General features: G+C 28.9%; 10 protein-coding genes, 1 other RNA gene and 1 pseudogene. 6 read left to right on the forward strand and 6 right to left on the reverse strand.

Annotation, left to right across the window (positions count from 1 at the left end):
- The first annotated feature begins 12 nt into the window (after nt 1-12).
- Nucleotides 13-110: signal recognition particle sRNA small type (ffs, locus tag CLLT_RS07610), an RNA gene on the forward strand.
- Between the two features lie 2 nt (nt 111-112).
- On the opposite strand, the gene CLLT_RS07615 is transcribed toward ffs, so the two are convergent.
- The 5 genes from CLLT_RS07615 to CLLT_RS07635 form a co-directional block, all read right to left on the reverse strand.
- Nucleotides 113-1,339 carry an HD domain-containing protein gene (locus CLLT_RS07615; RefSeq protein ID WP_012662209.1) on the reverse strand — a complete coding sequence of 409 codons (1,227 nt, stop codon included), beginning with the start codon at nt 1,337-1,339 and terminating at the stop codon, nt 113-115.
- A gap of 165 nt (nt 1,340-1,504) precedes the next feature.
- Nucleotides 1,505-2,113: a protein adenylyltransferase Fic gene (gene fic / locus CLLT_RS07620; RefSeq protein ID WP_012662210.1), complete on the reverse strand. Its 609-nt coding sequence runs from the start codon at nt 2,111-2,113 to the stop codon at nt 1,505-1,507.
- A gap of 62 nt (nt 2,114-2,175) precedes the next feature.
- Nucleotides 2,176-3,156: an ABC transporter ATP-binding protein gene (locus CLLT_RS07625; protein WP_074692942.1), complete on the reverse strand. Its 981-nt coding sequence runs from the start codon at nt 3,154-3,156 to the stop codon at nt 2,176-2,178.
- Between the two features lie 2 nt (nt 3,157-3,158).
- Entirely contained in the window at nt 3,159-4,739 is a 1,581-nt protein-coding gene (locus CLLT_RS07630; RefSeq protein WP_074692943.1) for an ABC transporter permease, read from the reverse strand.
- Between the two features lie 17 nt (nt 4,740-4,756).
- Nucleotides 4,757-5,761 (reverse strand): extracellular solute-binding protein, encoded by a 1,005-nt coding sequence (locus CLLT_RS07635; protein WP_074692945.1) that lies wholly within the window; start codon nt 5,759-5,761, stop codon nt 4,757-4,759.
- A 189-nt stretch (nt 5,762-5,950) separates the two neighbouring features.
- Between CLLT_RS07635 and cgb the strand changes: the two genes are divergently transcribed.
- Nucleotides 5,951-6,379, forward strand: coding sequence for a single-domain globin Cgb (gene cgb, locus CLLT_RS07640; RefSeq protein ID WP_012662214.1), 429 nt, complete (start codon nt 5,951-5,953; stop codon nt 6,377-6,379).
- Nucleotides 6,380-6,400: 21 nt separating this feature from the next.
- On the opposite strand, the gene CLLT_RS07645 is transcribed toward cgb, so the two are convergent.
- Entirely contained in the window at nt 6,401-8,029 is a 1,629-nt protein-coding gene (locus tag CLLT_RS07645) for a multidrug ABC transporter permease/ATP-binding protein (RefSeq protein WP_012662215.1), read from the reverse strand.
- Between the two features lie 390 nt (nt 8,030-8,419).
- On the opposite strand from CLLT_RS07645, the gene CLLT_RS07650 reads away from it, so the two are divergent.
- The 4 genes and pseudogenes from CLLT_RS07650 to CLLT_RS07660 all read left to right on the forward strand — a co-directional run bounded on the left by CLLT_RS07650 (nt 8,420) and on the right by CLLT_RS07660 (nt 14,413).
- Nucleotides 8,420-8,722, forward strand: coding sequence for a hypothetical protein (locus tag CLLT_RS07650; RefSeq protein ID WP_041570304.1), 303 nt, complete (start codon nt 8,420-8,422; stop codon nt 8,720-8,722).
- 56 nt (nt 8,723-8,778) lie between these two features.
- A pseudogene (locus CLLT_RS08015) lies at nt 8,779-8,991 on the forward strand (hypothetical protein); the annotation flags it as partial.
- 24 nt (nt 8,992-9,015) lie between these two features.
- Nucleotides 9,016-10,911, forward strand: coding sequence for a hypothetical protein (locus tag CLLT_RS07655; protein WP_041570305.1), 1,896 nt, complete (start codon nt 9,016-9,018; stop codon nt 10,909-10,911).
- A 25-nt stretch (nt 10,912-10,936) separates the two neighbouring features.
- Entirely contained in the window at nt 10,937-14,413 is a 3,477-nt protein-coding gene (locus CLLT_RS07660) for a two-partner secretion domain-containing protein (RefSeq protein WP_115614004.1), read from the forward strand.
- The last annotated feature ends 25 nt before the right edge of the window (nt 14,414-14,438 follow it).

Raw genomic sequence — 14,438 nt, forward strand, 5'->3', positions numbered from 1 at the left:
TTCAACTGCCTTCTCTTAGACCTGTGCAATGCTATTTTTAAGCACCGCTTCAGGGTGGGAACACAGCAGAGCACTTAGACTTAGTGTGTGCCGCAGTCATCTGGGAGAGGGTTTAAAGTTTAAAATACTCTTTAATATCCTCACAAATTTTAAAGAAATTTACCCCATTTATAGTAGGATTTTCCTTAAAATTTTCAAACATTCCTTTAAAACCACTTTCTAATTCTTTTGATTTTACACCATAGCTAATAGACAAAGCTGCTTCTATAAATGCTGCAAGTTTGTCACAACATTTTAAAGCTTTTCCATCTATAGCGCCATATTCATCATCATTAAAAGAGTTTAAACTACCACTACATACTGATATATTTGCATTTTTATAAGTTCTATTTTCAAATTCATTTTTTATAAAAACATTTTCAAGATCAGATTTTTTTCTAATGCCTAAAATATAACTAAATTCATCTTTTAAAGAATGAGGTACAAAGGGAAGAATTTTTTCATTGATAAGTTTCATCTCATATTCATTGATAATCTCATTTAAACCATCTATGCCATATTTTACCGGCGAGATAATATCTCTTGTTAAGCTTTCTGGTAAATCATGAAACAAAGCACAATAAAAATTATTCTCAAGTCTTTTATCGCATGCATTTACTTCTAAAGAATAAAAATAAGATAAAATCGCCACCACAAGCATATGCCCTAAAACTGCAGTTTCTGGAATTCTAGGAGTTTGAGCCCAACGCTTTTGAAAACGGAGTCTTCCGCTTAAGTCTATGATTTTAGCTATTTTTTGATTTAGCGCTATCTTTCTTGCGCCAATTAACTCATAATAATCTTCTAATTCTTCTTCTACCTTGCTTTTAATCTCATCAATATCGCTTAAAAATGAGCTAGTTTGATAAACTATATTAAATTCCCATCTTGTAGCAAAATACGAAGCAGCTTTTAAAATAAGCCTTTCTTTTGCATAATCTTTGCCTTGTAAAAACGCTTCATAGCGTTTTAAAAACTCGCCATTTTCTATATCTTGTATCATTGGAGCAATTTTACTTAACACCCAAGCACTCATTTGATCATTTTTAGTTCTTAAAATTTCATGGTATACATCAGGGCGTATATCAGTTACTACAACCCTACTTAAAAACTCAAAAATTCCAGCTTCTATGATAAAGCGCATATTGACATCTTTTTCCATTTTAGCAATGAAATAAGCAATGATAAATTTATGTGCTTGCTTATCAAGCTCGACCAAATTTGTCATTCTTGGATAATCATTCCATCTTGATATGGAAGCAGCTTTAAAAATATGCTCTATTAATTCTACACTAATCATTATTTTCCTTTTTTACTGTGATTTTACTTTATTTTATAATCTTTAGCAAATTTTGTTTTTATTTTACGATCTAATGTTTTATTATTAAATAATCTTTTGCAATTAAGATGAATTTGAGACTAACAAGCTTGTATCAATAAAAATTACAAAACTAGCTTTAAACCATCAAAAAAGTTCTTTTGTTTTATAGAGTGTATACCCTTCATAATAATAGCTTGCATCAATCCCTCTTGCAAAAATATTAAAACTATGAATATCATCACTCAAAGCATTTTGAAGTAAAATTTTTATCTCTACATCTTTAATAGGGCTTCTTTGCATTGCCATTATATAATCTTCTTTATCTATCAAACTCCAATCAACCACCTTTTTCAACTCTTTTTTAAGTATTAAATCAAGCCAAATTCTCATGCTTCTGCCATTTCCTTCTCTAAAAGGATGAGCTACATTCATTTCTACATATTTTTCTACAATTTGTTCAAAGCAAGATTGCTCCATGAGTTCTATTTTTTTAATTGCCTCATGTAAATAAACAGCAGGAGCGAATCTAAAATTTCCTTTTGAAGTATTTACTTCTCTTATTTTTCCTGCAAAATCATAAATATCTTCAAATAATTTTTGATGAATTATCCTTAAGCTTTCAAAACTTCCTGCTTTTAATGTATCTAAAAAACCACTTTCAAATAAAGCTTTTGCCTTTAGCTTGCTTATTCTTTCTTCTTCTTTGGCTAATTCTAGTTGATTTTTTATACCAAGTTTATTTGTAAGTATCATTTTAAACCTTTAAAGTTTATATTTTATAAGATATTTAATATAAACTTTATTAAATTTATGATTTAAAACTCTTTTGCCTCGCTTAACTTAAGATAAATTTCATCATTTTTACCAAGTTCTTTATGGTGATAAATACTAAAAATATGTCCTTCCAAACTCACACTTAACTCATAAAAATCCCCATAAAACACGCATTCTAAAACACTGGCTTTTAAAGTGGTTTGTGAAGTTGAAATTTGTATATCATTAGGGCGTAAAATGCCGTTTTTGCTTTGCAAATATGCTTTGAAATTCTCATCTAAAATGGTATTTGGATCTATAAAAAATGCTTCTCCTAAAAAGCAAGCGCTATCTATATTTTTAGGTTTATAAAAAAGCTCTTTAGCACTTCCATAGTCTAAAATTTTCCCATCCTTAATCAAAGCGATATTATCTGATAAATAAAAAGCATCGTCTTTATCATGTGTGACAAAAATAGCACTAAGCTTATGCTCTTTTAAGATATTTTTGATTTCTTTGCGCATTTTAACGCTTAAAGTGTGGTTTAAATTTGAAAAAGGCTCATCAAAAAGTATGATTTTTGGTCTTGCAACTATAGTTCTTGCTAATGCTACCCTTTGGGCTTGTCCACCACTTAGTTCATTTGGATAGCGTTTTAAAAGTGTATTTAAATTTAAAATTTCCAAAACCTCATCAAGCCTTTGTTTTTGCTCATTTTTGCTTAAAAAACTTATACCAAAACATATATTTTCTTCTACATTCAAATGCGGAAACAAAGCATAATCTTGAAACAAAACTCCAACATCACGCTCTTGTGGGGCTAAATACACATTCTTAGAAGCAACTAGTTTATCCCCTATATAAATACTGCCATCATTGATTTCAAAAAAACCTGCTATACAACCAAGCAAAGAACTCTTGCCACAACCACTTTCTCCCAAAATACTGACAATCTCACCTTCTCTTAAACTCAAAGAAATTCCTTTTAAAACTTCTGTTTTTCCAAAAGATTTATAAAGATTGTCAATTTTTAAGATTTCCATTATTATCCTTTTTGGTTGTTTTTATTTTGCAAATAATGCATTAAAAATGTAGGGATAATCCCAAATAACACTATAATCAAAGATGGCAAAGAAACATTGTAAATTAATTCATTTTCACTATAAGCAAATACAAGCGATGAAAGCGTTTGAAAACCTGAAGGTGAAAGTATAGTTGAAATAGGCAATTCTTTTAAAATATCTACACAAATAATCACCACAGCCAAAGCTAAATAATGCTTCATCAAAGGAAAGTGAACTTGAGTGAAAATTTTAAATGGTTTTGATTTTAAAGTTAAATTAGCATAGTCGATATTTTTTGAAATTCTCTCATAGCCTGATTGAGTTGCAAAAATTCCAGAAGCTAAAAATCTCACAAAATACCCAAAAAACAACACTAAAAATCCACCACCTATGGCATACTCAAAGGACAAAAGATCAAAAATATAATTTAACACACCCAAAATCACTAAAATTCCCACAGCTACTACAGCTCCAGGTAAAGAATACCCCAAAGTCGTAAGCCAAAGGATGATTTTAGATGCTTTTGTGTCATTTAAACGCACCACAAAACACAAATAAAATGCCACTCCCACAATAGCAAAAGAACTCACCAAAGCCACACTAATGCTATAAAATGCAGGGGTTAAGACATTGTTTAAATTTTGCATAAAATCAAACCCAACCCAATAAACAAGCCACATAATAGGCACTACAAAGGCTAAAAATGCCACTAAAAAGCACCATAAAAAGGCTAAAAACGCCTTAGTGCCTTTTAGCTCATCTTTTGGAGTGGGTAAAAACACATTTTGATTAAAGCCTTTTTTACCTCTTTGAATTTTTTCTAAAAGCATCAAAAGTGCGATAAACACAAGCAAAGCCACGCTCAAAGCCACAGCACTAACTTCATCACCACCACTTCCCCATGTTCTAAAAATTCCTGCACTAAAAGTATCTACGCCAAAATATGCCACCAAGCCATAATCACTCAAAACCTCCATAGCCACCAACAGCAAAGCGCCCACTATACCCACACGGCAAAATGGCAAAATCACTTTAAAAAATGTTTTCAAATTAGAGGCCTTAAGTGTTTTAGCACTTAAAATGATATTTCCAAGTCCATAAGCAAAAGTATTTTTAGCAAAAAAATACACATAAGGATAAAGTGCAAAAGATAAAATCACAATCACACCATATGCATTCATGATATCTATACGCCTATCAACACCTAAAAAAGTAGGTATTAAGCCTTGAAATTCAAACAAATCAATCCAAACAAAACCCATTACATAGGAAGGTATAGCCAAGGGTAAAATCAAAAACCATTCAAAAAATTTCGAGCCAAAAAATTTATAAAAAGCTATCAAATAAGCACTAATTAATCCTATAATCAAACACAATACTAAAGTCCCAAACAATATAAAAGCACTACCAAAAATATACCTTGGTAAGACATTTTTACTCAAATGTTTTAGGGTGTTAATATCTATAAAAGGAAGATGTAAGATGATAGCAAGTATAGGCAGTATGATTAAGCTACAGAAAAAAAAGGTGGCAAAAGACCACCTTAGACTTAAGAATTTCAAATTTTATTTTTCCTTAATTATTTCCATTGAACTTCATCAAAAATCATCAAAGCTTCTTTAGCATTTCCCCAGTAAGCTTCAAAATTTGGTTTTTCTACTTTAAACTCACCCCATGATTGTAAAATTTTAGCAGGTTTTACTTCTTTATTAACAGGATACTCATAGTTTTGGTTTGTTAAAATTTCTTGTGCTTCTTTTGAAAGCATAAACTCAATAAATTTAACCGCAGCATCTTTATTTTTAGAAGTTTTTAAAACACCTATGCCACTTACATTGATATGTGTTCCTCTATCATCTTGGTTTGGAAAAATCACTTTTACCGAATTTGCAGCTTCAACATCTTTAGGATTTTTTGAATTTGCTAAATGTCCTAGATAATAACTATTTGATATAGCTACATCGCCTTCTTTTGCATAAATTGCACGAATTTGATCACGATCCCCACCTTTTGGAGTGCGTGCAAGATTATTTGCTATGCCTTGTGCCCATTCTTTTGCTTTTTCTTTGCCTAAAGTATCTATCATAGCGCTTAATAAAGAGATATTATAAACATTATTTGAACTTCTTACTAAAACTTTACCTTTAAATTTAGGATCTGCTAAATCTTCATAAGTTTTGATTTCTCCATCTTTGATTCTATCTTTAGAAGCGATGATGATTCTTGCTCTTGTTGTAAAAGCATACCATTCATTGTTTTTGCCTCTTAATTCTTTTGGAGAAAGTTTTTCTAGCTCAGGCGAGCTAACCGATACGAAAAGATTATTTGTACGAACTTGTTCCAAATTTCCCGCATCAGCAGTCATAAACAAATCTGCCTTTGAGTTTTTACCTTCAACTTCTAATCTTTTAGCAAGTTCATTAGCTTTAGCTTGCACTACATTAATACTAATCCCTGTTTTTTCTTGAAATAATTTAAAAATTCCTTTATCAGCATCATAATGTCTATGAGAATAAATCGTAAGCTCTTGAGCACTTAAACTCATAGCAGCTAATAAAGATAGTAAAACTACTTTTGCTTTCATTTTATAAATTTCCTTAATTTTAAATTTTGAAATTGATAAGGATTATTATATTAATAATTCACTTTATATTTACTTAAATTGATACACATAATCATTTTAAAGTAAAATAATACAAAATTAACATAAATCAAGATATTTTTTCTCTCATTTTTATATAATCATCAAAAATACATATTTTAAGGAGATAAAATGACTCAAGAGCAAATTCAAATCATCAAAGATTGCGTGCCAATTTTACAAAAAAATGGCGAAGTTTTAACTAAAGAATTTTATAAAATCATGTTTGAAGAATACCCTGAAGTAAAACCTATGTTTAATATGGAAAAACAAGCCTCAGGTGAGCAACCAAAAGCTTTGGCAATGGCTATTTTAATGGCGGCAAAAAATGTAGAAAATTTAGAAAATATGAGAAGTTTTGTTGATAAAGTAGCTATCACTCACACAAATTTAAATGTCAAAGAAGAACATTACCCTATAGTAGGTGCTTGTCTTTTAAAGGCTATTAAAGTAGTGCTAAATGCAGATGAAACTACATTAAAAGCTTGGGAAGAAGCTTACAAAGCTATCGCTAAATTTTACATAGATATTGAAAAAGAAATTTATGCAAAAAATAAATAAATAGGCTTTGATTTTCAAAGCCTAAAATTTTTCTACTGCATTTTTAGCTAGTTCTTTTATATCGCCTTTTAATTCACAAATTTCTCCATTTTGTGCGAGTAAAATCCTATCAGCCATATCAAAATACGCATCATCATGCGTTATAGCAAATATAGTAATACCTTTTTGTTTTAAAAGTGGCAACAATTTGGTATAAAAAAATTTTCTAAACATAGGATCTTGATCAGCTGCCCATTCATCTAAAATCAAAATATCTCTTTTTTCAAGTAAAGCAACAAGCATAGCAAGGCGCTTTTTCTGCCCAGCTGAAAGCTTTATAGTGCTAAAAGTATTTTCCACAAGCTCTACTTTTTCATTTAATTCTAAAATTTTAAGCCAATATGCTAAGTCTTCTTTACTAAATTTCTCATCTTCTAAAACATGCTCAAATAAATGAAAATCACTAAAAATCGCACTAATTAAACTTCTATACTCATAAATATTTTCCGAAGTTACTTTTTCATCATCTAAAAAAATATCTCCTTTAAAATCTGTAAAAAGTCCAGCTAAAATCATAGAAAAAGTAGATTTACCACTACCATTTTTACCTATTAAAAATACACATTCGCCTTTTTCAAGCTCAAAATTTACAGGCTTTAGGGCAAATTTTTCATTATACGCAAAAGACACATCTTTAAAATAAAGTTTTTGCCAAGTCTTACCACTTTGACCGATCTTAAACTCATGAGAATAATTTTCTAAATTTAAATTTGAAATTTTATCTAAAGCGATTTTTGCCATCATAAGCGTAGGAAAACTTCCTATCATAGCTCCAAGTGGTGCTCTTAAAAAAAGCACACTCAAAGCTATAGTCGTAGCACTTTGCAAACTAGCAAGCTCATAATTTAAAGCTATATAAAACTCCACTCCTACTAAAGCTAGCATAGCGCTATTGCTCCAATTGTTAGATAAAATATGCAAAATATTTCCCATAGTGGAGCTTTTTTTCTTTTTTAGAGCATTTTTTTCAAACTCATTTTCATAATAATGCTTTGCTCTTAAAGGATTTAAGGTTAATTCTTTATGCCCTTGTAAAATATTTTGATAGTTTTTTTGCAAAGCATCATCATTTTCTCTAGCATTTTTAAAATAAAAATACACCTTGCTCATCAAAAAATTATCCACCAAAAAAACACACACTATCCACGCTAGACACAAAAAGAAAATTTCCAAAGAAAGATAAGCTATATAAGCACTTACACAAACAATCAAAACACTTGATTGTATAAATTCAGGAAGTCTTAAAAGCCCAAAAGAAATACTACGCACATCATTGTTTAAAGAAGCTAAAATCTTTGCTTTAGTAGTGTTTAAAATACTCAAAACACTTGTATCTAAAATTTGCTTTACAACTCTTCTTTGCATTTTAAAAATAAAACTTTGTCCAAACGAGCTTAGAGCAATTTCTACAAAAGAAGAACTCGCAAAAAACACAAGCAATAAAAGCACAAAATACACAATGATGTTTGAATTTTCAAGATTAGTTTTTAATAAAAATTCATTAATAAAAACCAAAGTCAATACACCCAATATACTCGTAAAAATACTAAAAAGTAGAAAAAGAATGATTTTAAATTTATTTTCTTGAAATAAAATCCACAAAAAACTCACAATAATGCCTTTTTAACAATAAATTGTAAAATTATAGCTACTTATTTATAATATATTTTATCTTTATAAAACCTATTTATAGATACATACAAGCCTATATAACTCCTTATTATTATACTAATATTTTATTATTGTTTATAATTAAGCTCAAATTTATAAATATAGTATTAATATATACTGTTTGTTATTAAAATATTAGTAATAATCATTACAAATATACAATAAAACAATCAAATACATTAACTATTTTTGAAAGGACTTTTTCAATGAATAAAAGACTACCTAAAAACCACCTCATGGTGGGGGGGGGGGAATGATAATTTTCGTTTTAACTTAAACGTCTTAAACTCTTTAAAAAATTATAAAAACTTCAATCTTTTAAAACTTTATTTGTTTGCTATCTTTTCATTAAGTTCTTTAGAAGCTGCCACCCAGGCAGAGTATGATAAAACTTCTAATGCTTATATTATTGAAAAACATCATTATGAGAATAATGATGCTTATGATTATAATCTTAATAGCTATAAACTCTTAAATGGTAAAAATTTCTATGGTCAAATGGCTAGCAATAAAAATCTTTCAAATATCACTTTAATTTATGATAATCCTAAAGATAAAACTCATTCTAAAATGAATGATTTATATTTTAACAAGATATCCTTACTCCAAGTATCAAAGAAGATATTTTTGTAGTTAATGGCTTTCATAGTTCTAACTCAGCTAATACTACCCTAAATCAAATCAGTTATATACCTTTTTTAGTTTCTGCTTATACCTTTAATGCAAAAGCTAATAATAACACCTTAGTATTAAAATCAGGAGAATTATCTTCAGTATATTATTTAAAACCTACCGATAAAGAAGTAGCTAATCCTAAAGCTACTGGTTTAAATAATAAATATAATTTTTTAATCACTCCAGCTATAGCAAGAAAAGGTGAAGCAAGTAATAATACTTTAAATTATTTAAAAGATGCTTATGTAAACATGGGTGTTGAAAACACCTATACCCTACCTTTAAATGGAGCTCCCTATGTATTAGGTGCTTTTGGTGTGGACGCTAATGCTAACAATAATACTGTTATATTAAATAAAGGAGTAAAAATAGACTTTCATACCACCCCTTATATGCAAAGTGCTTTAGGAGATAATATCTTTGATGAGAGAATGACCCATGTAATTGGAGCAATTACTTATAATGGCAATGCTAAAAATAATAAGGTTGTTATAGATGGAGCTTCTTTATTAGTACATGGTCCAAGTGGAGCATATTCAACTTCAGCTGCTACTCACTTAGGAGGAGCCTTTGTAGATGTTAATAATAATCAAAGCTATGAAGTAAGCTCAAATAAAGTATTAATCAATGATTTAAAACTAGATTTAAGAGTAGATACTAAAAATACCCCATTAGCTTATAATGCTATCTTAGTAGGGGAAATCTTTGGGGGTAAAATCATACAAGGTAATGCCTATAAAAACACCATAGACATAAAAGACTTACAAACCTTATTAGCATTAAATACCAATGTAGAAGTAAAAGCACTCTTAGACTTTTATGCAGGTGTAACTAATAATGGTGTGGCTAATGATAATAGTATTAGTGTTAATCTTAAAAAGCCATTTGAGATTAATTCTAATTTTACAGGTAAAAACGAGTTTAATCTTTATGGAGGGGTAGCAACTAAAGGAGCTAATAGAAATAGTATACACATCAATGGGGATTTAACCCAAGGTATTACTGTTGAAAACCATCAAGATAAAATTCAAATCATAGCAGCACAAACCCTAAGCTCTAAAGCAAATAATAATAGTATTAATATTAAAAACTCAAACATAGCTATGCCTTTATACTTATATGGAGTGAGTAAAGCCAGTATAGATAATAAAGATTATTATGCAAGTAGTGCTTATGCTAATAGTATAGTTTTAGACAATGTAAAATCAGGTAGAAACCTCACTGCTATTATAGAAGCTGATGAAGTCGTAAAAAATACTATTAATTACAATATGGTGCAATCTTTATCTAATGCTTCTAATATAGATAAAGGTTCTAAAATCATTTTAAGAGCGAATGAAAATGCTAACAATAATACTTTAAATATTAAAGATTATTCAAGTGCAGCTAGCTCTAATGTTTATGTTATTAATGCTAAAAATGAAAGTGCTAATAATACTTTTATCTTTGATAATCTAGCTCTAGGTACAGCTTCTGATAAAAGAGAAGGTGAAATAGTAATTAGTGCTGGTATAGCCAAAAATACTCATGATAATTATACTCATATTAATAATTTAAATATAGATGAATATAAAAACAATTCTACTATCATCATAGCAGCTTCTGGTGTATATAGCAAAAATGATAAAAGCTATAATAATACCTTATATCTAAGTGGTGATACTAATATTTTTAATAATACTGATATAGAAGTATTAGCAGGTAGCTTTTTACAAACTAAAGAAGATAATAACTTTGTATCCAAAGCACTAATGCATAAAAATGGTACTAATAATCATTTAGTATTAAATACAAGCATAAAAGCAAATACTATCAATAACTTTGATCATTTTAGTTTTATCTTAAAAGATAGTGCTAAAGCTTATTTAAGTACTAAAGAAGTGATTAATCTTTCTAAAGATAGTTCTATTAATATATATACAAACAATAATGTAAAAAATAAAAGCATTATTTTAATGCAAAGTGAAAAAGGCTTTGTAGATGTAAATAATAAGCATTTAAATCAAGAAGATTTACAAAGCTTATTAAATTTCTTAGTAAAAAACAATAAAAGCTTACACAAAAATATCAAAGCAAAAGCACAAAAAGTTAAATACACTCTAAGTGTAAGTAATGATGCAAAAAGCATAGTAGTAAATTTAAATTAAAAATAATACTCAAAAAGGAGTCAACATGAAAAAGTTAGCAAATCATATAATACTTTCAGGTGTAACTGTATCTATGTTATTTTCTCCACTAATGGCCTTACCTAGTGGAGGTAAATTTACTCATGGCACAAGTGGGACTATAACCACTAATGGTAATAATATGAATATTAGTGGAAATGGAATAAACTCAGTTATCCAATGGGGTGGTGGATTTAATATAGCAAATGGAGAAAAGGTAAATTTTGGAGGTAAAGACAAAAACTACCTAAATATTGCCCACGGTACTAGTAAATCTACCATAGCTGGTATATTAAACGCAGGTGGTAATAATGTATTTTTAATCAATCCTAATGGAGTAATCATTACTAAAACAGGAACTATCAATGCTAATCGCTTTGTGGCTTCGACTTCATCGATGAGTGATGGGGATATGAAAGCATTTGCTAACTTAAAAAGCTTTGAAGATGGTTTAAGCTTTTCCCCTGTATTTAAACCAAACAAAGCAGGTAATGTGGTAAATATGGGTAATATTAATGCTAAAAACATTACTTTACAAGGTAATAAAGTAATGTTAAGTGCTGATACTAGTTGGGATGATAAAAATAATAAAATAAAATTCAATCAAATCACAGCAGATAATATAGATTTAAAAGGTAATGAAATTTATGTAGATATTTCTACTATAAATTCTAAAAATCTAACTACTGAAGCAAAAAATAAAGGAATTGCTTATTTAAGTGCTACTGGGTATTATTATAATCCTACAAGAAAATACAATGAATTTAAAAATATAAACAACAAAATCAAAAAAACATACAATCAATATATTAGCATAGGTTCTGATGTAGACTGGTGGCATTTTGCTAAAGGGTGGAATGAAAATAAGGATTTTAGAAACAATGTAGCGGGGAATACCTTTAAACTTACTAATGATATAGATTTTGGAGCTAATTGTAAAAATGGAGTATGTAGTGGACAAAACTATGCAAATTACTGGGTAGATTTAAATGGTGATGGTAAAAAAGATGCTAATGAGTATACTAATATGATAGTAGGTAGTGGTGAATTTTTTACCAAAACCTTTGATGGTCAAGGATTTACACTAAAAAATATCAATATAGATATTACTAATTGGGGATCTGTTGGTATATTTGGAAGCGCGAAGGATGCAATTTTTAAAAATATAAATGTAGATTATATGGGTGGTGGAATTAATGCAAAAGGTACTAGTTGGGTCGGTGGATTTATAGGAACCTCTTTTGCGCCTTCACATCCTTCATTTTCAAATATATCTTTAAGTAATATAGGAAGTATTAATGGTTATGATGATTATGAAGGTTATCCAACGTGGATAGGTGGATTTGCTGGTAGGGTTGATAATGCTACTTTTTCAAATATATCTTTAAATAAAATAGGAAGTATCAACAGCGGTGGTTCTGTTGGCCCTGTTGGTGGTTTTGCTGGCTCGGCTTATAATAATACTTTTTCAAATATATCCTTAAATGAAATAGGAAATATTAGTGGTAATAGTAATTTTAAACATGATTTTTCTTCCATTGGTGGATTTGTTGGTGAAAGCATGGGTAGTACTTTTTCAAATATATCCTTAAATGAAATAGGAAATATTAGTGGTAATAGTAATTTTAAACATGATTTTTCTTCCATTGGTGGATTTGTTGGTGAAAGCATGGGTAGTACTTTTTCAAATATATCTTTGAATAAAATAGGAAATATTAGTGGTAATAGTGAAACAAATACTATTTATGTTGGTGGATTTGTTGGTTATGCTAATGAAAAAAATAATTTTTCAGATATCATAATTAAAAAAATAGAAAATATCTCAAGCATTTCTAACGATTGTTCGCACTCTGGTGGATTTGCAGGAGGAGGGCTTATGGAAGGAAAATTTGAACGAATTTTCCTTGAAAACATTGCTAATATAAATAGCACATCAAAATCTAAAAGTGCTTATGCGGGAGGATTTATTGGAAACAATATATCTTATTATACAACATACTACAATAAACAATTTATTTTTGATGTAAATAATATTTCTTTAAAAGGGGTATCAAATATTACAAGTAAGGCCGAAAATGCTTATGCGGGAGGATTTGCAGGATTTTTTATTGAAAAAATGAAAAAGCCTAATTATGATGGTTCTGAAAATGGTTATAGTTATAAAATAAATTTAAAAAATATTTATATGTATTTTGATGAGGATGCAAAAATCACAGCTAATAATAATAATAATAAAAATAATTTTACAGGTAAATTTTATGGTGGCATGGAAGATATTAAAGAAATAGCATTTGATAATATCCACATTTATTATAAAAAAGATACTTTAACCAATGCAACAGCTGATGATAAATATCTAAATAAACAAGACTTTAATAAAAATGCTAATAATGTTAATAAAATTAATGCATACGCTTATTCTGATAGTAATAAGGAACAAGCGTATGAAAATTTTATAAATCATGTTAATACTATCTCTAAACCTATCTTTCCTATAATACCACCATCCAAACCATCACAAAATACAGATTATATCCCTAACGCAGAAGATATTATCAATAAAACAGCTGTTTTAGATGAAAATGATTTACTTAAAGAAATGATTAAGAACGAAATCATTGCTGATATCACCAATGGAAAATATAAATTACATATAAGTGATTTATTAAAAATGCTAGAAGATAAAACAAATTATTCTAATATGAGTGAAAATCAAAAGATTGAATTTATAGCCAAATACTTTCTAAGTGGTGATAAAACTAAAGCTTTAGAAGTAGTTCAAAGCTTAGATTTTCTTTTAGCTTATGAAAACAATGGTTTAAGCACTGCTTCAGAAGATAAATTTGAAGGAAATGGTTTTGGTGTTAAAAATGAAATATTAAGCCAAGTAAATAATACAACCGAAAATATCAAAGGCAAATTCGATCAACTAAAAGAGTTAGAACCTTTGGTGAATAGTTCTAATAAATATCTAAAAGATCTTATTACTAAGCAAAATGAGCTTGATAATGCCATCAAAGCTTACAATACTTATGTGGATTTAATCAATAAAGGTTTTGCAAGCGCAGATGATAGAGAATTTATTATTTTAAAAGACCAAATAAATACTCTAATGAAAGAGAGTCAAGTTTTAGCAGATTCAATCAATGAAAATCAGGGAAAACTAATTGATTGGCAAAATAATAACAATACAGAAAATTTCAAAGTAGTTGGTGCTTTTGCTAATGTAATATTAAACACTAATCCTAAGTTAGATCAAATCACAGGCAAGGGAGGAGATATAGATAACCCAAACAAACCAGAATTACCTGAAACTGATATGGAGTTTGAACAAACAGCTTCACTTAATCTAATAGGCGATAATGCCATAGAAGACAATGAAGGAAAAAAAGAAATAGAGGAAACCTCACTCGCACAAAAAAATAAAACTTGCATAGTAAGTGATAATTACAAAACTATGAATCCTTGTGTAGTGGGTATGTAAAGAACTACCGAGATTTTATCCTTAG

It is taken from the genome of Campylobacter lari subsp. lari (assembly GCF_013372185.1).
GTDB classification, from domain to species: domain Bacteria; phylum Campylobacterota; class Campylobacteria; order Campylobacterales; family Campylobacteraceae; genus Campylobacter_D; species Campylobacter_D lari.

What these genes read in the sequence shown, in the direction of transcription:
- CLLT_RS07615 (WP_012662209.1), bottom strand. Translation starts at nt 1,339, where the DNA reads ATGATTAGTGTAGAATTAATAGAGCATATTTTTAAAGCTGCTTCCATA.
- fic (WP_012662210.1), bottom strand. Translation starts at nt 2,113, where the DNA reads ATGATACTTACAAATAAACTTGGTATAAAAAATCAACTAGAATTAGCC.
- CLLT_RS07625 (WP_074692942.1), bottom strand. Translation starts at nt 3,156, where the DNA reads ATGGAAATCTTAAAAATTGACAATCTTTATAAATCTTTTGGAAAAACA.
- CLLT_RS07635 (WP_074692945.1), bottom strand. Translation starts at nt 5,761, where the DNA reads ATGAAAGCAAAAGTAGTTTTACTATCTTTATTAGCTGCTATGAGTTTA.
- cgb (WP_012662214.1), top strand. Translation starts at nt 5,951, where the DNA reads ATGACTCAAGAGCAAATTCAAATCATCAAAGATTGCGTGCCAATTTTA.
- CLLT_RS07655 (WP_041570305.1), top strand. Translation starts at nt 9,016, where the DNA reads ATGGGTGTTGAAAACACCTATACCCTACCTTTAAATGGAGCTCCCTAT.
- CLLT_RS07660 (WP_115614004.1), top strand. Translation starts at nt 10,937, where the DNA reads ATGAAAAAGTTAGCAAATCATATAATACTTTCAGGTGTAACTGTATCT.